A 17,571-nucleotide genomic window follows, 5' to 3' on the forward strand; every position below is an offset into this window, starting at 1 on the left:
CCGGTGCGGCCGGGTGCTCCGCCGCGGGCCGGGGCGGAGCGCCGTCGGCCGCCGGGGTGCCGGGCGGTCCGGTGCGCACCGGGGCGGTGAGCGCGGGGTCGTCGCGCAGGATCGCCAGGTGCAGGGCGCGCAGTTCGGGGCCGGGGTCGAGGCCGAGGTCGGCGCGGAGGATGTCGCGGCCCTCCCGGAAGACCCGCAGCGCGTCCGGCGCCCGGCCGACCCGGACCAGGGCCGTCATCAGCTGGACGCGCGGTCGCTCGCGCAGCGGGTGCGCGGCGACCAGGGAGAGGAGCGGGGCGACGACCTCGCCCGCGTCCCCGAGCCGCAGCCGCAGGTCGTGGAGGTGCTCCTGCGCGACCAGCCGCAGCTCCCCCAGCCGGGCGGCCTCGATCCGGGCGAAGGACTGGCCGACGCCTTCGAGGGCGTCCTGTCCGCGCCACAGGTCGAGGGAGGTGGTGAGCAGGTCGAGCGCCTCGGTGTCGCGTCCCGCGGCGGCGGCGCGCCGCCCGGCCGACAGCAGGTCCTCGAAGCGGCGGGCGTCGACCTGTCCGGGGGCGAGGTCGGCGAGGTAGCCGGGGGCGCGGGTGCGGATCACGGAGGCGGCGCCGACCGGAGCGAGCGCGCGGCGGACCGCCGCGACGTGCGAGGCGACCAGGGCGCCCGCGGTCGCCGGTGCCCGCTCCTCCCACACCAGGTCGACCAGCCGCGCGGTGGAGAGGACCTGGCCGAGATGGACGACGAGCGCGGAGAGCAGCGCCACCGGCCTCGATCCGCCCAGGCGTAGGGGGCGGGTGCCGTCGTCCCACACCTCGACCGGCCCCAGCAGGCGCACTTCGATCATCGTTCCCCGAAAGCCTCGATCATCGCGTCAGGGCCTGACAACGATATCCGCACCTCGCGCGCGTGCGCGCGGGGGCGACCGGGGCGGTGTCCGGTTTCGAGCGGTCCCGCACCCCCGGGGACGGCCGCCGCACGAGGACCGGACGGCACCGCATCACCAGCGGCACGACCAGCTATTGGCCGGTTCCGGTCACCCCTGTCCGCTAGGGCGCGACACCGCCCGGGAGCGACGGCAGGGACGGTGCGGACGGCAGCGACGGTGCCGAGGACGTGGCCGAGCCCAGCGACCCGGTCACCATGGACAGCACCGGCGGCAGCAGCCCCGTCACCGCGCCCGGCGCCTTGCCCGCGTCGAGCGAGGTGAACGCGGAGACCAGGCGGGAGATCGCCGTCTGGAGGCGGGCCGCGGCGTCCCCGGTCGGGTCGGCCGCCCGGACACCGTCCGCGTCCCGCGCCCGCACCGGTCCGGTGGCGAGCCGCTCGCGGAGTCCCGCGTACGCCGACTCGATCCGCCGGGTGTAGGCGGCGGCTTCGGCCGCGCCGAGCGGGGCGGTGCCCCGCGCCCCGATCTCCGCCAGGACGTCGAGCAGCGGCCCGGCCGCCGCTCGCGCGCCGGATTGCCCGTCGGCGCCGGACCGCGGGTCGTGGTCCGGCGTCCGGACGGACACGGGCTCCGGGGGCTCCTGCGGGACGGTCCGCCGCGGCGGTGGCGGTGCCGACCGGTGCGAGCACCAGGACGGCGGAGACGACGGACGGCAGGAGCAGTCCACGGGTTCCGAGGGGGGACATGCGCGTTCCTTTCGGGGCCGCCGGGTACGGCCTTCCAGGACTCACGGTGGGAAGCGACGCGGTGACCCGCAATCGCGACCGGCCGCCCCCGGCCCGCCGTCACCCCGCCCACCTGCGGGTTTCACCGCGCGCCCGGCCCGGCCCGCGTTGCTCCGTCGGGGTGCGGCCCCGGTTCAGACGGCCGAACCGGAGGACGAACCCACCGCGACGTCCCGCCCCTCCCCCGCGTCCCCCTCGACCCCGCCGGCCTTGCCGACCGTGTCCTCGACCCCGCCCGCGTTGCCAACCGTGTCTTCGGCCCCGCCCGCCTTGCCGACCATGTCCTCGACCCCGTCCGCGACGCCGACCGTGTCCTCGGCCCCGCCCGCCTCACCGGCCGTCCCCTCGACCCCGCCCGTCTCACCCGTCGTCCCCTCGGCCCCGCCCGGCGACTCCTCCGCGTCCGGCGCCGCCGTGCTGCGCGCCCGGTGCAGTTCGGCGTACCGGCCACCGGCCGCGAGCAGTTCCTCGTGCCGTCCCCGTTCCACGATCCGGCCCGCCTCGACGACCAGGATCTGGTCGGCCGAGCGGATCGTGGAGAGCCGGTGCGCGACGACCAGCGCGGTGCGCCCTTCGAGGGCCTCGGCCAGCGCCTCCTGGACGGCGGCCTCCGAGGTGTTGTCGAGGTGCGCGGTGGCCTCGTCGAGGATGACGACCCGCTGCTCGGCCAGCAACAGCCGCGCGATGGTGAGGCGTTGGCGTTCGCCGCCGGAGAGCCGGTAGCCGCGCTCGCCGGCGACGGTGTCCAGGCCGTCGGGCAGGTCCCGCACGAGGGTGTCGAGACGGGCCCGCCGCAGCGCGTCCCAGATCTCGGGCTCGGTGGCCGCCGGCCGGGACAGCAGCAGGTTGGCGCGGACCGTGTCGTGGAAGAGGTGCCCGTCCTGGGTGACCATGCCGACGGTGGCCCGCAGGGAGTCCGCGGTGAGGTCGCGGACGTCGGTGCCGCCGATCCGCACGGCGCCCCCGTCGACGTCGTAGAGGCGCGGCAGGAGCTGGGCGATCGTGGACTTCCCGGCGCCGGAGGAGCCGACCAGGGCGGTGGTGGTGCCGGGGGCCGCGTGGAAGGAGACGCCGCGCAGGACCTCCTCGCCGCCCCGGGTGTCGAGGGCCGCGACCTCTTCGAGCGAGGCGAGGGAGACCTGGTCGGCGGACGGGTAGGCGAAGCGGACGTCCTCGAACGCGACGGAGACGGGGCCCTCGGGGACGTCCCGGGCGTCGGGCCTCTCCTCGATCAGCGGTCGCAGGTCGAGCACCTCGAAGACGCGCTCGAAGCTGACCAGCGCGCTCATCACCTCGACGCGGGCGCCCGCCAGCGCGGTGAGCGGCGCGTAGAGCCTGGTCAGCAGCAGGGCCAGGGAGACGACGGCCCCCGGCTCCAGGGTGCCGCGCAGCGCGAACCAGCCGCCGAGCCCGTAGACGAGGGCGAGCGCCAGGGACGACACCAGGGTGAGGGAGGTGATGAACGCCGTCTGGGCGGTCGCCGTCCGCACCCCGATGTCCCGCACCCGGCGGGCGCGGGCCGCGAACTCCTCGGACTCCTGCGCCGGGCGCCCGAAGAGTTTGACGAGGGTGGCGCCCGGGGCCGAGAAGCGCTCGGTCATCCGGGTGCCCATGGCCGCGTCGAGGGTCGCCGCCTCCCGCTGCATGCGGGCCATCCGGCCGCCCATCCGCCGCGCGGGCACCACGAACACCGGCAGCAGCGCGAGGGCCAGCAGGGTGATCTGCCAGGAGAGGGTGAGCATCACGCCGAGCGTGAGCACCAGCGTGACCAGGTTGCTCACCACTCCGGACAGCGTGTTGCTGAAGGCGCGTTGGGCGCCGATGACGTCGTTGTTGAGTCGACTGACGAGCGCCCCCGTACGAGTACGTGTGAAGAACGCGACCGGCATGCGCTGCACATGATCGAACACAGCCGTGCGCAGATCGAGGATGAGTCCCTCGCCGAGGGCCGCCGAGAGCCTGCGCCCCAGCAGTCCGAGGGCCGCCTCCGCGACGGCGATCACCGCGATGAGCAGCGCGAGGCGGACGACGGTCCCCTCGTCGCCGCCCGTCACGATCGCGTCGACGACGCGTCCGGCGAGGACGGGGGTGGCGACCGCCAGCAGCGCGGTCACCACCCCGAGGAGCACGAAGCGGGTGATGCGCGGGCGGTGCGGGGCGGTGAACGCGGCGATCCGCCGCAGGGTGGCGCGGGCGAAGGGACGGGACGCGTCTCGGGCGTTCATGACACTGTGCAGCTGTGTCCACGCCGTGGTCTCCATGCTCATGCGGGCGACCGTAGGACCTCGACCGAAGCTGAGGTCAAGCTCCCGCGGCGGGTCCTGGCCGCGGCCCGTCCGGGAGACGACCGGAGGGACACCCGGGGTGCCGGGGACACCGGGGGCACCCGGGGCGATGGGGACAGCCGGGGCGCCGGGGACGCGGGGCCCCCGAGGGACCCGATGACCGCGCGTAAGCCGCTGTCGACGCTTCTGCAACCCGCAGTTGGCGTACGGCGCGGAGGCTGTCCCGATGTGACAGCCGTGCAGCTCTCCGAACTCCCCGCGCTCCCCGCCCGCCCCGGACCGCCGCGGTCCCCGAAGGGACGGCTCCCCCGTCGCGTCCCGGTCCGCCGCGTGCTGTGCCTGGTGCCGCTCGTGCTGGTGACGGTGGTCGCCGTCCGCCACCGCTCCGTGCTCGCCGACGGCTTCGGACTTCTGGGGCGGGCCGAGTGGCCGTGGCTGCTGGCCGCCGTCGGCGCGACCTGTCTGACCTGGGTCGCCGCCGCCGTCACCCGGCAGGGCGCGGTGGTGGAGCGGCTGCCGGGACGGCGGCTGCTGGCCACCCAGTTCGCGGCGGGCGCGGCCAACCACCTGCTGCCGACCGGCCTCGGCGCGAGCGCGGTCAACCTGCGGTTCATGGCGGTGTGCGGGGTTCCGCTGGCCCGCTCCTCGGCCGCACTCGCCCTCTACCTCCTCGCCGAGTGCGTGGCCCGGCTCACGCTCCTGACCGCGCTGCTGCTCGCCTTCCCCGGCGCGCTGCGCCTGGGCACGCTGCTGCCGGAGTCGGCCACCGGTCCCCTGCTGCCCGCGGTGGCCGGGGCGGTGCTGGTGGCGGGGCTCGCGCTGCTGGCGGTACGACGGCTGCGGCGGCCCGTGCTGTCGTTCCTGCGGACGGCGCTCGGCGAGGCCCGCAGGGTGCACGCCCTGCCGTCCCGGGCGCTCGCCCTGTGGGGCGGTTCGTTCGCGTTCCCCGCGCTCCAGGCGACCGTACTGGTCCTGGTGGGGCGGGCGTTGAGCCTCCCGGTGCCGGTGGCGCACATGGCGGTGGCGTACCTGGCGGCGACGGTGGCGGTGGCACTGGTGCCCACCCCGGGCGGCATCGGCTCCGTGGAGGCGGCGCTCGTGGTGGCCCTGGTGGCGGCGGGCGGACCGGTGGCGGTGGCGACGGCGGTGGTGCTCGCGTTCCGCGTCATCACGGTGTGGCTGCCGCTGCTGCCGGGGGCGCTGACGCTGGGCGCGCTGGTCCGGCTGAAGGTGATCTGACCCGCGGATCCGGGCGGGCCCGGGCACCTGTCCTGAAGCGTCCGGGCGCCCCGCCCTCTGGCACGAACTCCCGTTCGGATACGGCAGGATGGCTGCCCGCACTCCCCGCATCCGAACAGGTGGCACCGTGACGACTGACCGCACCCGGCCCTCGACGGCACAGCCAGGAGCGGGCCGGTGAGCCGCGCGGTGACCGTGGACGACCTGGCCTTCGCCGGGATCGCCCTGGCCGCGGGCCTGCTGGCGGCGTTCCTGGCGCGCGCGGTGCTGCGCTGGCTCGCGAAGCACGCCGACCGCACCCGCTGGAGCGGCGACGACGTCATCGTGGAGGCGCTGCGCCGGGTGGTCCCGTGGGCGGCCGTGGTGGGCGGTGCCGCGTCGGCGGCGGCGACGCTGCCGCTGACCAGGACGGTCCACACGCACGTCAACCAGTCGCTGACGGTGCTGCTGATCTTCGTGTGCACCCTGGCGGCGGCCCGGGTGATCGCCGGTCTGGTCCAGACGGTGACGCAGTCCCGCTCCGGGGTCGCCGGGTCGGCCACGATCTTCGTGAACATCACCCGGGTGCTGGTGCTCGCCATCGGGTTCCTGGTGGTGCTCCAGACCCTCGGCATCTCCATCGCCCCCATGCTCACCGCCCTGGGCGTCGGCGGCCTCGCGGTCGCGCTCGCCCTCCAGGACACCCTCGCCAACCTCTTCGCCGGCATCCACATCCTGGCCTCCAAGACCGTGCAGCCCGGCGACTACATCCGGCTGAGCAGCGGCGAGGAGGGGTACGTCGAGGACATCAACTGGCGGCAGACCACGGTGCGCGCGCTCTCCAACAACCTGGTGGTGATCCCCAACGGGCAGCTCGCCAAGGCCAACATGACCAACTACATGCGCCCCGAGCAGCGGTTGACGATCCTGGTGCAGGCCGGGGTGGCCTACGACAGCGACCTGGACCAGGTCGAGCGGGTGACCATGGAGGTCGTCGCCGAGGTGATGACGGAGATCACGGGGGCGGTCCCGGAGCACGAACCGGCCGTGCGCTTCCACACGTTCGGGGACTCCCGAATCGGGTTCACCGTCATCCTGGGGGTCGGCGAGTTCAGCGACCAGTACCGGATCAAGCACGAGTTCATCAAGCGGCTGCACCGGCGCTACCAACGCGAGGGCATCCGCATCCCGGCCCCGGCGAGGACGGTGGCGCTGCACCAGGGCGCGGTGGTCGTCCCGCAGCAGCGGACGGGCCGGGAGCAGACCGACGCGCACCCCGTCCTGCCCGACTGACCCGCGCGCGCTTCCCCGTCACCGGGAGATACCGGGTGGTACCGGCGTATACCGGGAGGATGGGGAAGCGGGCACGGAACCGGACGCGCGGACGGACCGGGAACCGGACCGGGAACCGAGGAGGGAGCGGGCGCGGAACCGGCCACGGGGCCGGACCCCTGTCGAGTCGGAGTCCGCCACGAGATATCTTGATGTCGAGCAATGTTGCAGACGTGGAGCGGAGCACCCGGTGACTGACTCGACCATCATCTATACGCACACTGACGAGGCCCCGGCCCTGGCGACGTATTCCTTCCTGCCGGTGGTCAAGGCGTACGCCTCGCAGGCGGGTGTCACCGTGGAGACGCGTGACATCTCGCTGGCCGGGCGCATCATCGCCGTCTTCCCCGAGTACCTCACGGAGGGCCAGCGGATCCCGGACGCCCTGCACGAGCTGGGCGAACTGGCGAAGACGCCCGAGGCCAACATCATCAAGCTGCCGAACATCTCGGCGTCGATCCCGCAGCTCAAGGCCGCCGTCGCGGAGCTGCAGGCGCAGGGGTACGCGCTGCCGGACTACCCGGACGACCCGAAGACCGACGAGGAGCGGGAGATCCAGTCCCGCTACGACAAGGTCAAGGGCTCCGCGGTCAACCCGGTGCTGCGTGAGGGCAACTCCGACCGGCGGGCCCCCGCCTCGGTCAAGAACTACGCCAAGACCCACCCGCACCGCATGGGTGCCTGGACCGCCGGGTCCAAGACCGATGTCGCGACCATGGGCGAGAACGACTTCCGCTCCACCGAGAAGTCCGCGGTGATCTCCGAGGCGGGCGCGCTGCGCATCGAGCTGGTCGGCGACGACGGCACCACCACGGTGCTGCGCGAGTCGGTACCGGTCCTCGCGGGCGAGGTCGTCGACGCCTCCGTGATGCGGGTGGCGGCGCTGCGGGAGTTCCTCACCGCCCAGGTCGCCCGCGCCAAGGCGGAGGGCGTGCTGTTCTCCGTGCACCTCAAGGCCACGATGATGAAGGTCTCCGACCCGATCATCTTCGGTCACGTGGTGCGCGCGTTCTTCCCGGAGACCTTCGCCCGGTACGGCGACAAGCTGGCCGCCGCCGGTCTCTCCCCGAACGACGGCCTGGGCGGCATCTACAAGGGCCTGGAGTCCCACCCGGAGGGCGCCGAGATCAAGGCGTCCTTCGACGCCGAGCTGGCCGAGGGTCCCGCCCTCGCCATGGTCGACTCCGACAAGGGCATCTCCAACCTGCACGTGCCGTCCGACGTGATCGTGGACGCCTCGATGCCCGCCATGATCCGCACCTCCGGTCACATGTGGGGCCCGGACGGCGAGGAGGCCGACACCCTCGCGGTGCTGCCCGACTCCTCCTACTCCGGCGTCTACCAGGCCGTCGTCGACGACTGCCGGGCCAACGGCGCCTACGACCCGTCCACCATGGGCTCGGTGCCGAACGTCGGCCTGATGGCGCAGAAGGCCGAGGAGTACGGCTCCCACGACAAGACCTTCGAGATCCCGACCACCGGCACGGTCCGCCTCGTCGACCAGGCCGGGAACGTCGTCATCGAGCAGACCGTCTCGGCCGGCGACATCTTCCGCGCCTGCCAGACCAAGGACGCGCCGATCAAGGACTGGGTGAAGCTGGCCGTCACCCGCGCCCGCGCCACCGGCGACCCGGCCGTCTTCTGGCTGGACGAGACCCGCGCGCACGACGCCAACCTGATCGCCAAGATCAACGCCTACCTGCCGGAGCACGACACCGAGGGCCTGGACATCCGCATCCTCGCCCCGGTCGAAGCGACGAAGCTGTCGGTCGAGCGCATCCGGCGCGGCGAGAACACGATCTCGGTCACCGGCAACGTGCTGCGCGACTACCTCACCGACCTGTTCCCGATCCTGGAGCTGGGCACCAGCGCCAAGATGCTGTCGGTCGTGCCGCTGATGGCGGGCGGCGGTCTCTTCGAGACGGGCGCGGGCGGCTCCGCGCCCAAGCACGTCCAGCAGTTGGTCAAGGAGAACTACCTGCGCTGGGACTCGCTGGGCGAGTTCTTCGCGCTGGTCCCGTCCCTGGAGCAGTACGCCGAGACCACCGGCAACACCCGCGCCAAGGTGCTGGCCGACACCCTCGACCGCGCCACGGCGACCTTCCTCGACCAGGACAAGTCCCCGGCCCGCCGGGTCGGCGGCATCGACAACCGCGGCAGCCACTTCTTCCTCTCCCTGTACTGGGCGCAGGAGCTGGCCAAGCAGACCGACGACGCCGAGCTGGCGAAGGCGTTCGGCCCGCTGGCCGAGACGCTGGCCGCCAACGAGCAGCGGATCGTCGACGAGCTGGGCGCGGTGCAGGGTGAGCCGACCGACATCGGCGGCTACTACCAGCCCGACCCGGCGAAGGCCGCGGCCGTGATGCGTCCCTCGGCGACGTGGAACTCCGCCCTGGCCGACCTGGGCTGACCCCGCCCCGGCCACCGTGCCACCTCCGCCCCGGCGCGCCCCGGCCGCCGGGGCGGAGCCATGTCCGGCGGAACGGCACGGACGGGGGTGTCGGCCCTGCGGTCACCATGGACCACACGATCGCCACCCCCGTCAGCCGTGCGCCCGCGCCATCGCCCCACCTATCGTCCGTGCGTCCGCACCACCGCCACCCCGCCGACAATGCGCGCCCGCCCCACCGCCACCCCTGTCGGCCGTGCGCCCGCCCCACCGCCAGCGCCACCGCCACCGCCAATGCGCCCGTCCCGCCGCCACCGCCCACCCCCGGAGCAGTGATGCCGCCGTCCTCCGTCCCGCCCCCGTTCGCGTTCCTCCCCGGCGATCCGGCCTCCCCCGTGCTCCTGCACGTGCCGCACTCCGCGCGGGCCGTGCCGGACGACGTGCGCGCGGGCATCCTGCTCGACGACCCCGCCCTCGAACGGGAGCTGGACCACCTCACCGACGCGTACACGGCGGAGCTGGCCGAGGCGGCGGCCGCGCGGTCGGCGACCACCCCGTGGCGGTTCGTGAACGGGCTCTCCCGGCTGGTCGTCGACCCCGAGCGGTTCCCCGACGAGCGGGAGGAGATGCGCGCCGTCGGCATGGGCGCCGTCTACACGCACACCGCGCACCGCGCACCGCTGCGCTCCCTGGGGACCGACCCGGAGCCGCTGCTCGCGCGGTTCTTCCACCCGTACGCGCGGGCCATGACCGACGCGGTCGCCGACCGGCTGGCCGCCACCGGGCGGGCCGTGATCGTGGACGTGCACTCGTACCCGGCCGCGCCGCTGCCCTACGAGCTGCACGGCACCGGGCCGAGGCCGCCGGTCTGTCTGGGCACCGACGCCTTCCACACCCCCGCCCCGCTGCTGGCGGCGGCCCGGGAGGCGTTCGCCGGGTGCGGCGGGACCGGCGTGGACAGCCCGTTCGCCGGGACCTATGTGCCGCTGGCGTTCCACCGCCGCGATCCACGGGTGAGCGCGCTGATGGTAGAGATCCGCCGGGACACCTATGTGACCGAGCCGGGCGGACCACCGGGCCCCGGACTCGACCGGCTGGCGGCGGCGCTGGCCGCGCTGGTCGGCGCCGTCGGCTGACCACCGGCTGGCGCACTCCGGCGCGACAGCCGCGCCGGTCCCGGTGAGGGTGGACGCATGACCGAGGATCCCGCCCTCCTGACCACGCCGACCGCACCGCCCGTGCGGGACTGGCCCGCCCTCGACCTGCGCGGCGCCGAGTTCGACCCGGTGCTCGCGGAGCTGATGCGGGAGGGCCCGCTGACCCGGATCAGACTCCCGCACGGCGAGGGCTGGGCCTGGCTCGCCACCCGCTACGACGACGTCCGCGCCGTCACCAACGATCCGCGCTTCGGCCGCGCCGAGGTGACACGGCGCCAGGTCACCCGGATGGCACCGCACTTCAAGCCGCGCCCCGGGTCCCTCGCCTTCGCCGACCAGCCCGACCACAACCGGCTGCGCAAGGCGGTCGCGGGCGCGTTCACGGTCGCCGCGATGAAGCGGCTGCGGCCCCGCGCGCAGCTCGTGCTGGACGGCCTGGTGGACGGGGTGGTGCGGGACGGGCCGCCGGCCGATCTGATCGGGCGGGTCCTCGAACCGTTTCCGATCACGGTGGTCAGCGAGGTCATGGGGGTGCCCCAGGAGGACCGGGAGCAGGTCCACGCCTGGACCCGGGAGATCATCTCCACCACTGGCGCCGAGGCCGCCGACCGGGCCAAGAACGGCCTGTACGGGTGGATCACGGAGACGATCAGGGCCCGCGCGGGCAGCACGGACGAGGACGTGTACGCGCTCCTCGGCGCGGCCGTGGGGCGCGGGGAGATCAGCGAGGAGGAGGCGGTCGGTCTGGCCGGGCCGCTGCAGATCGGCGGCGAGGCCGTCACCCACAACTGCGGGCAGATGCTGTTCCTGATGCTGACCGACCCGGAGCTGCTGCGCGCCACCCGTGCCCTGGAGCCCGGTGCCCGGGGGCCCGTCCTGGACGAGCTGCTGCGGTACATCCCGCACCGCTCCTCGGTCGGACTGGCCAGGATCGCCCTGGAGGACGTCGAGCTGGCCGGGCACCGGATCGCCGCGGGCGAACCGGTGTACGTCTCCTACCTGGCCGCCAACCGGGACCCCGGTGTCTTCCCCGACCCGGACCGGATCGACGTGGAGCGCGATCCGAACCCGCATCTGGCCTTCGGCAACGGGCCGCACCACTGCACCGGCGCGGTCCTGGCCCGCATGCAGACCGAACTGCTCGTCGACACGCTCCTCGACCGGCTGCCGGGGCTGCGGCTCGCGGTCCCCGCCGATGAGGTGGAGTGGCGGCGCCGGACCATGATCCGCGGACCGCGGAACCTGCCCGTCACCTGGTGAGCGCGCGGTCCCGGGTCAGGCCGTCAGCCAGTCCGTGACGAGGACGCCCCCGCCGGTGCGCAGCCGCAGCGCGAACGGTCCTGACGGCGGCTCCTCGGAGGCGAACCGGCCCAGCGCGTCGGTGGTGAGCGCGGAGCCCGCGCGCGGGCCGCTCAGCACCTCGATGGCCGCCGTCTGCGGGGGCAGCACCTGGCCCAGCAGGCCGTGCCCGGTCAGCTCCACGTCGACGGTCAGCCCGTCGGCGTGGAACGTGAGCATGCGCGGCACGTCCACGGCGCCGCGGACCGGGATCGCGTCGACCACCGAGTCGAAGGTCAGCTCGGCGATCCGGGCGTCCAGGTCGTGCAGCGCGAACGCCTCCACGGCCAGTTGCTCCAGGGCCGTGGGCACCGGGTCGAGGACCGAGGCGGCCTCGCGCAGTTCCCCGTCGAGCAGGCCGAGAGCGGGCTCCTGGGCGTCGAAGGGTTCGCCGCCGCCGGTGGCGCTCAGGTCATCCATGTCGTTCACTCCGCTCCCCGTGCTTCGAGTCGCGCCCGCAGGCGCCGCAGACACCGCTGGCGCAGCGGTCCGATGCTGCCCACGGCGATCCCGAGGGCCGCGGACACCTCCTGGTAACTGGGCGGCGGCGAGGCCATCAGGACCCGCAGCAACTGCCTGCACCGGTCGCCCAGCTCCTCGAACTCCTGCCACAGGTGGCGGATGCGCTCGGACTCGGCGGCCGCCTCCTCCGCGTCCAGCAGCGACTGCTCGGGGGTGCGGTCCTCGCTGACCCGGTCGAGCAGTTGGGGATCGTCCGTCGGGGTGAGCCGCCGCAGGCCCTTGATGACCTTCAGGCTCTCGTGGCGGGCGGTGCTCGCCAGCCAGGAGCCCGCCTTCTGCGGTTCCCTGATGCGGCCCAGGTGCTGGGCGAAGCGGAACCACACGGTCTGGTAGACCTCGTGCGCGTCGGCGTCGGAGAGCCGGTGCGCTCGCGCCACCGACCACACCAGCGGGCTGAGCCCCTCCACCAGTGCTTTCCACGCCGCCGCGTCACCGTCGATTGCCGACTGGACAAGCGCGCCGACATCTGAACGGTCCACGGCCCCACCCCTCGAGTACGGCATGTCATCGTACGCCGTGGGAGGGGCCGTCCCGGCACGAGCACCGGCCGACAGGACGCTCACGCGGAGCTCACCGGGACCGGGCGCCAGGTGGCCGGCCTGAGCGCGGGCACGTGCGCTCCGCGCACCTCGGCGAACTCCGTGTTGGCCGCCAGGAGTTGCCGTGCCGCCGCGCGCGGGTCGGTCTCCTTCTCCGCCGTCATGTGGGCGGCGACGAGTCCGGCGACGACCGGGGTGGCGAACGAGGTGCCGCTCCACTGGGCCAGTCCGTCGAACATCACCTGGTCCGGCTTGGCGACCGCGCCCTCGTCGCTCAGGACGCCCGCGTGGCGCGGGTGGCGGCAGGTGCAGCGGTAGCCGAACCCGAACCGGCAGTCGTCGTAGGTGCTGTGCTGGTAGACGTAGGGCACCGGGCCGTCGAAGCCGGTGAGGGAGCTGGTCAGCCGCTCGCCGGGGGCGTAGGCCCGCACCCAGGCGCCGTGGTTGCTGAAGCAGGCGCCGAACTCGCCGTCGCCGCGCAGCGCGCCGACCGAAAGGACGGCGTCCCGGTAGTCGGGCAGGGCCGCGTAGGCGGCGGGCCAGAACGGGGTGGCGCTGGAGTTGTTGCCCGCGGCGGCGACCAGCAGGGTGTGCCGCTCGCGCAGCGCCCGCATGAAGGCGTCCACCCCGAGGAGGCCGTCGACGCGGCCGTTGGGCGTCCCGGCGGAGAGGCTCAGGATGTCGGGCCAGCCGCCCTCCTCGACGGCGTCGAACAGCAGCTCCCCGAACTCGGACTCCAGGACCGCGCCCGCGTCGTTGAGGGTGTTGCGGACGGTGATGTCGGTGTTGGGCGCGACGGCGGCCAGCAGCCCGGCGATGAACGTGCCGTGCCCGACGTACTGCTGGAGGATCCCGGCGTCGTCGGTCTCCCGGACCTGGGTGTCGCCCCGGGTGTGCGCGAGCAGCGGGTAGGAGGCGTGGTCGTGGGTCAGGCCGTTGTCGACGACGAGGACCCGGACCGCGGTGTCCCGGTCGTGCTCGGTGTCGGCCGCGGCCGGGTTGGCGGCCTCGCTGCGCGGGACGGGCACCGGCTCGTCCCCGGGACAGGAGTTGACGGCGATCCCCACCACGTGGTTGCGGCTGACCAGGCGGCGCCCGTGACGGCCCTCGTGCTCGCGCAGCGCGCGCAGGGCCCCGGCCACCGTGTGGTCACCGCGCCGGTCGCCCTGCCCGGGGTCGCCGACGCGGATGCGGGTGATGCCGGAGCGGTTGGTCTCCGGCCCCGCCCGGCGCACGTGATCGGCGACGAGGTCGGGCGCGGCGGCGAAGTGGGTGCGGACGGTGTCCTCGACGAGCCGGGCCTCCTCGCCGTCGCGCGCGAGGACGACGCCCTTCTCGTAGATGAACTCCGCCGAGTCGTCCGGCCCCATCGCCAGGGCCACGCCCGCGAGGGAACGCTGGATCTGGTCGAACTGCTCCCGGAACCGCTGTGGTGCCATCGTGGTGTCCTCCCCCTGAGACGGCCGGTCCTCATACAGATACGCCCGGCCGTCGTTTGATACAGCGCCGAACGGGTGTCCCGCGCAATCCGGACCACTACCATCCGTGGAGTGACAGGGGGAAGCGAATCGGTACTGGAACTGCTGCCCATGGTGTTCGCCGCCCCGAACGACGCGCTGGCCCGTGCGGAAGGGGTGCTCGGCGCGGACCCGTCGCCGCTGCACGCGTCCGTGGCGCACCAGGTGATCGGGATCTGGCAGCGGGACTGGGGCGACATGCGGATCGCCCTGCGCCACCTCCGGCGTGCCCGGGACCTCGCCGCGCGCGCGGAGTCGGCGGACCGGGAGGCGGACGTGCTCGCCGCGCTCGGGGTGGCGCTGGTGCACGCCGGGCGCACCCAGCAGGGTCTGGCCGCGCTGGAGCGCGGGGTGGAGCGGGGCAGCGGGCACACCCGCGCGCGCGTGCTGTACCGGCGGGCCTACGCGCACTGGGTGCTGGGCAGGCACCGTGAGGCGCTGGAGGACGTGCGGCGGGCGATACCGGTGCTGCGTCAGGTCGAGGACGTCATCTGGGTGGCGCGGGCGCTGACCCTGCGCGCGACGGTGCATCTGGCGGTGGGCGCGGTGGACCGCGCGGACGCCGACTTCACGGCGGCCGAGGCGCTCTGGGGCACCACGGGGCAGGAGCACGACAAGGCGGACTCGGTGGAGAGCCGGGGCCTCGCCGCGTTCCGTTCCGGCGACATCCCGGTGGCGCTGCGGCTGTTCGACGAGGCGGAGGAGCGGTACGCGAAGCTCGGCACCCCCTCGTTCATGCTGTACATCCGGCGCTGCGAGGTCCTGATGGCGGCGGGGCTGGCCTCCGAGGCGGTCATCGAGGCGGACGCGGCGATCGGCGTCCTCGACGGCATCGGCGGGCAGTCCACCCGCAAGGCCGAACTGCTCCTGGTGGCGGCCCGCGCGGCACGGCTCGCCGGTGATCCGGGGACCGCCATAGCGCGCGCCGCGCTCGCCGTGCGGCTCTTCGCGGGGCAGCGGCGGCCCTGGTGGGAGGCGCACGCCCGGCTGGTGCTGATCCAGGCGCGGGTGGCGGCCGGGCGGGGTTCGGGGCGGCTGGTCGCGGACGCCGCCGCGGTCGCCGAGCGGCTGGCCTCCTTCGGGGCGCCGGCCGCGCCGGAGGCATCCCTGCTGGCGGGGAGGATCGCGCTCGGCCTGGGCTGGACGGACGACGCGGAGCGCCATCTGGCGGTCGCCGCCCGCAGCAGGCGCTCGGGGCCGCCGCTGGCCCGGATGACGGGCTGGGCGGCGCAGGCGCTGCGGGCCGGGGCCGCCGGGTCGGGCCGGGGCGTCCTGGAGGCGTGCAGGCGCGGCCTCGACGTGCTCGACGACCACCGCACCACGCTGGGCGCCTCGGAGCTGCGGGCGCGGGCGACGGAGCAGGGCGCGGAGCTGGCGGCGCTGGCGCAGAAGGCCAGCCTGGAGTCGGGCGGGCCGCGGCGGCTGCTGGTGTGGAGCGAGCGGTGGCGGGCGACGGTGCTGTCGGCCCCGCCGACCAGGCCGCCGGCCGATCCGGCGCTGCTCGGTGACCTGACCGCGTTCCGTGAGATCGCCGCGCGCGCGGAGGAGGCCCGCAGCGACGGGCGTCCGGTACCGGCCCTGGAGCGGGAACAGCGGCGTCTGGAGCGGGAGATCAGGTCGCGGACCCTGCACATCCGGGGCGAGACACCGGGCGACGGGGACCGGTTCGACGTCGCCCGGCTGCTGGCGCGGCTCGACGGGGTGCGGCTGGTGGAGCTGGCCGTGCTCGACGGGCGGGTGCAGGTGCTGCTGTGCGGGGACGGGCGGGTGCGGCGGTTCGGGGCCGGGCTGCTCGCGGAGGCCGAGGTGGAGGCCGAGCACGTGCAGGCCGGGCTGCGGCGGTTGGCGCACCCGGGGGCGGAGGCGCGGCTTCCGCTGGTGGAGGCGATGGGGCGGCGGCTGGAGGAGCTGCTGCTGGGCCCGGCCGCCGCGCACCTGGGCTCGGGGCCCGTGGTGGTGGTGCCGCCCGGACGGCTGCACCGGGTGCCGTGGGCGCTGCTGCCGTCGCTGCGGGAGCGGGTGCTGAGCGTGTCGCCGTCGGCGAGCAGCTGGCTGCGGGCCCGGGAGACGGTGCCGCCGCCGGACGACCGGCAGGTGCTGGTGCGCGGCCCGGGTCTCGCCTCCGGCGGCGCCGAGGTGCCGGGGCTCGCCGACCGGTACGGGCGGCCGACGCTCCTGGAGCACGAGGACGCGCGCGTGCCCCGGGTGCTGCGGGAGCTGGACGGGGCGGCGCTCGCGCACATCGCGGCGCACGGCACGTTCCGCGCGGACAGCCCGCTGTTCTCGTCGCTGCGGATGGCGGACGGGCCGCTGATCGTGCACGACTTCGAGCGCCTGGACCGCAGTCCGTACCGGATCATCCTGTCGAGCTGCGACACCGCGCGGCTCGCGTCGGTCGGCGCGGACGAGCTGCTGGGCCTGGTGACGGCGCTGCTGCCGCTGGGCACGGCGGGTGTGGTGGCGAGCAGCGCGCCGGTCAACGACGCGGCGGTGGTGCCGCTGATGCTGGCGCTGCACAAGGGCCTCGGGACCGGCCTGTCGCTCGCTGAGGCGCTGCGCGACGCGCGGGCGGCGCTGCCGGGTGACGCCCTGCACCAGGCGACGGGCTGGGCGTTCACGGCGTTCGGCGCGGTGTGAGCCCGCGCGGCGGCGGGCGGGTGGCGGCCTGACCCCTCCCCCGATACGGGGGTCAGACCGCCGGTCCCCGGGCGGCTCCGGTCAGGCCGATCGGGCGTCCGGCAGGCGGACGAGCCACGGCAGCGCCCCTCGGTCCCCGGCGCCGAGCCGCGCGTAGGCGCTGTAGAGGTGGTTGCCGACGGTGCGGATGGACAGGGTGAGCTGTTCGGCGATCTGCCGGTTGCTGAGTCCGGCGGCGGCGAGGGTGACGATCTGGCGCTGGCGCGCGGTCAGTTCGCCGAGGACCAGTCCGGACAGGGCCGGGGTGCGGGCGCCCTGGCAGCGGCGGGCCAGGGCGACGGCACGCGTGCGTGAGGTGCGGGCGGCCCTGGGGTCGCGGTGCGCGGGGACCGCCTGGGCGTGCGCCTCGGCCGCGAAGAGCAGGTGGCCGCGGGCCTCGAAGGCGGCGGCGACCCGGTCGAGGGCCGGTCCGTCGCCGCGCACCAGGGCGTCGGCGTGCAGCGCGAAGAGGCTGTCGTGCGGCAGCCGGTCGGCGACCTTCTCGGGCACGCCGAGGCGGACGGCGTCGTGGAGGGCGAGCGGTTCGTCACCGCCGTCGTAGATCATCTCCAGGGCGTCCTCGGTCTCCCCGGCGACGACCGCGAGCCAGACGGCGGCCGCGGCCGGGACGGGTCCGGGGCCGATCGCCTCGGCGGCCCCGGACGCGTCCCCCGACTGGGCGGCGGCCAGGGCGAGTTCGGTACGGCAGGACGCGTCCCCCGGCGCCTCCCGCAGTCCCTGCCGCGCCCAGGCCGCCGCCTCCCGCAGCTCCCCCCGCAGCCGCGAGATCCGGGCGCGCACGGCGGCGTGCCCGGCGGGCACCCGCGCGCCCTCCTCGGCGAGCCACTCCCCCAGGGGCGCCGCCGCGGTCCGTACGTCACCGTGCGCGATGCGCCGCTCCAGCGCGGCCGTCTCCGCCTCCAGGGCGGG

13 protein-coding genes are annotated in these 17,571 nt (G+C 75.0%); 6 read left to right on the forward strand and 7 right to left on the reverse strand.

All coding sequences use genetic code 11. The features are described from left to right. The 3 genes from GA0115242_RS19145 to GA0115242_RS19160 form a co-directional block, all read right to left on the reverse strand. Nucleotides 1–841 (reverse strand): AfsR/SARP family transcriptional regulator (locus GA0115242_RS19145; protein ID WP_176729854.1); only part of this gene is annotated, 841 nt, incomplete at its 3' end. A gap of 202 nt (nt 842–1,043) precedes the next feature. After that, nucleotides 1,044–1,508 carry a hypothetical protein gene (locus tag GA0115242_RS19150; protein WP_093830084.1) on the reverse strand — a complete coding sequence of 155 codons (465 nt, stop codon included), beginning with the start codon at nt 1,506–1,508 and terminating at the stop codon, nt 1,044–1,046. A gap of 294 nt (nt 1,509–1,802) precedes the next feature. Continuing rightward, a complete protein-coding gene (locus tag GA0115242_RS19160) occupies nt 1,803–3,929 on the reverse strand; it encodes an ABC transporter ATP-binding protein (RefSeq protein ID WP_237549154.1) in 2,127 nt (708 codons plus the stop codon). A 363-nt stretch (nt 3,930–4,292) separates the two neighbouring features. Here GA0115242_RS19160 and GA0115242_RS19165 point away from each other — a divergent pair, with 363 nt between their 5' ends. From GA0115242_RS19165 to GA0115242_RS19185, 5 genes are all read left to right on the forward strand, one after another. Next, nucleotides 4,293–5,192 (forward strand): lysylphosphatidylglycerol synthase transmembrane domain-containing protein, encoded by a 900-nt coding sequence (locus GA0115242_RS19165; protein ID WP_093830100.1) that lies wholly within the window; start codon nt 4,293–4,295, stop codon nt 5,190–5,192. 177 nt (nt 5,193–5,369) lie between these two features. Continuing rightward, nucleotides 5,370–6,464 (forward strand): mechanosensitive ion channel family protein, encoded by a 1,095-nt coding sequence (locus tag GA0115242_RS19170; protein ID WP_093830086.1) that lies wholly within the window; start codon nt 5,370–5,372, stop codon nt 6,462–6,464. A gap of 229 nt (nt 6,465–6,693) precedes the next feature. Beyond that, complete coding sequence (locus GA0115242_RS19175; RefSeq protein ID WP_093830088.1) at nt 6,694–8,913, forward strand: NADP-dependent isocitrate dehydrogenase; 2,220 nt, start codon at nt 6,694–6,696, stop codon at nt 8,911–8,913. A gap of 314 nt (nt 8,914–9,227) precedes the next feature. After that, nucleotides 9,228–10,028 (forward strand): N-formylglutamate amidohydrolase, encoded by an 801-nt coding sequence (locus GA0115242_RS19180; protein ID WP_093830090.1) that lies wholly within the window; start codon nt 9,228–9,230, stop codon nt 10,026–10,028. A gap of 57 nt (nt 10,029–10,085) precedes the next feature. Then, complete coding sequence (locus GA0115242_RS19185; protein ID WP_093830092.1) at nt 10,086–11,309, forward strand: cytochrome P450; 1,224 nt, start codon at nt 10,086–10,088, stop codon at nt 11,307–11,309. Nucleotides 11,310–11,324: 15 nt separating this feature from the next. Here the strand turns inward: GA0115242_RS19185 and GA0115242_RS19190 are convergent, their stop codons facing one another. The 3 genes from GA0115242_RS19190 to GA0115242_RS19200 form a co-directional block, all read right to left on the reverse strand. Next, nucleotides 11,325–11,807, reverse strand: a complete 483-nt coding sequence (locus tag GA0115242_RS19190) for a hypothetical protein (RefSeq protein WP_093830102.1) — start codon at nt 11,805–11,807, stop codon at nt 11,325–11,327. A gap of 5 nt (nt 11,808–11,812) precedes the next feature. Then, nucleotides 11,813–12,388: an RNA polymerase sigma factor gene (locus GA0115242_RS19195; protein WP_093830094.1), complete on the reverse strand. Its 576-nt coding sequence runs from the start codon at nt 12,386–12,388 to the stop codon at nt 11,813–11,815. An 80-nt stretch (nt 12,389–12,468) separates the two neighbouring features. Next, nucleotides 12,469–13,887 carry a S8/S53 family peptidase gene (locus GA0115242_RS19200; protein ID WP_093830096.1) on the reverse strand — a complete coding sequence of 473 codons (1,419 nt, stop codon included), beginning with the start codon at nt 13,885–13,887 and terminating at the stop codon, nt 12,469–12,471. Nucleotides 13,888–14,037: 150 nt separating this feature from the next. Between GA0115242_RS19200 and GA0115242_RS19205 the strand changes: the two genes are divergently transcribed. Continuing rightward, entirely contained in the window at nt 14,038–16,602 is a 2,565-nt protein-coding gene (locus GA0115242_RS19205; RefSeq protein ID WP_093830098.1) for a CHAT domain-containing protein, read from the forward strand. Between the two features lie 81 nt (nt 16,603–16,683). Here the strand turns inward: GA0115242_RS19205 and GA0115242_RS19210 are convergent. Then, nucleotides 16,684–17,571 (reverse strand): helix-turn-helix transcriptional regulator (locus tag GA0115242_RS19210; RefSeq protein ID WP_141721654.1); only part of this gene is annotated, 888 nt, incomplete at its 5' end.

The organism is Streptomyces sp. SolWspMP-5a-2 (assembly GCF_900091845.1).
GTDB classification, from domain to species: domain Bacteria; phylum Actinomycetota; class Actinomycetes; order Streptomycetales; family Streptomycetaceae; genus Streptomyces; species Streptomyces doudnae.

What these genes read in the sequence shown, in the direction of transcription:
- GA0115242_RS19160 (WP_237549154.1), bottom strand. Translation starts at nt 3,929, where the DNA reads ATGGAGACCACGGCGTGGACACAGCTGCACAGTGTCATGAACGCCCGA.
- GA0115242_RS19180 (WP_093830090.1), top strand. Translation starts at nt 9,228, where the DNA reads ATGCCGCCGTCCTCCGTCCCGCCCCCGTTCGCGTTCCTCCCCGGCGAT.
- GA0115242_RS19185 (WP_093830092.1), top strand. Translation starts at nt 10,086, where the DNA reads ATGACCGAGGATCCCGCCCTCCTGACCACGCCGACCGCACCGCCCGTG.
- GA0115242_RS19190 (WP_093830102.1), bottom strand. Translation starts at nt 11,807, where the DNA reads ATGGATGACCTGAGCGCCACCGGCGGCGGCGAACCCTTCGACGCCCAG.
- GA0115242_RS19200 (WP_093830096.1), bottom strand. Translation starts at nt 13,887, where the DNA reads ATGGCACCACAGCGGTTCCGGGAGCAGTTCGACCAGATCCAGCGTTCC.
- GA0115242_RS19205 (WP_093830098.1), top strand. Translation starts at nt 14,038, where the DNA reads ATGGTGTTCGCCGCCCCGAACGACGCGCTGGCCCGTGCGGAAGGGGTG.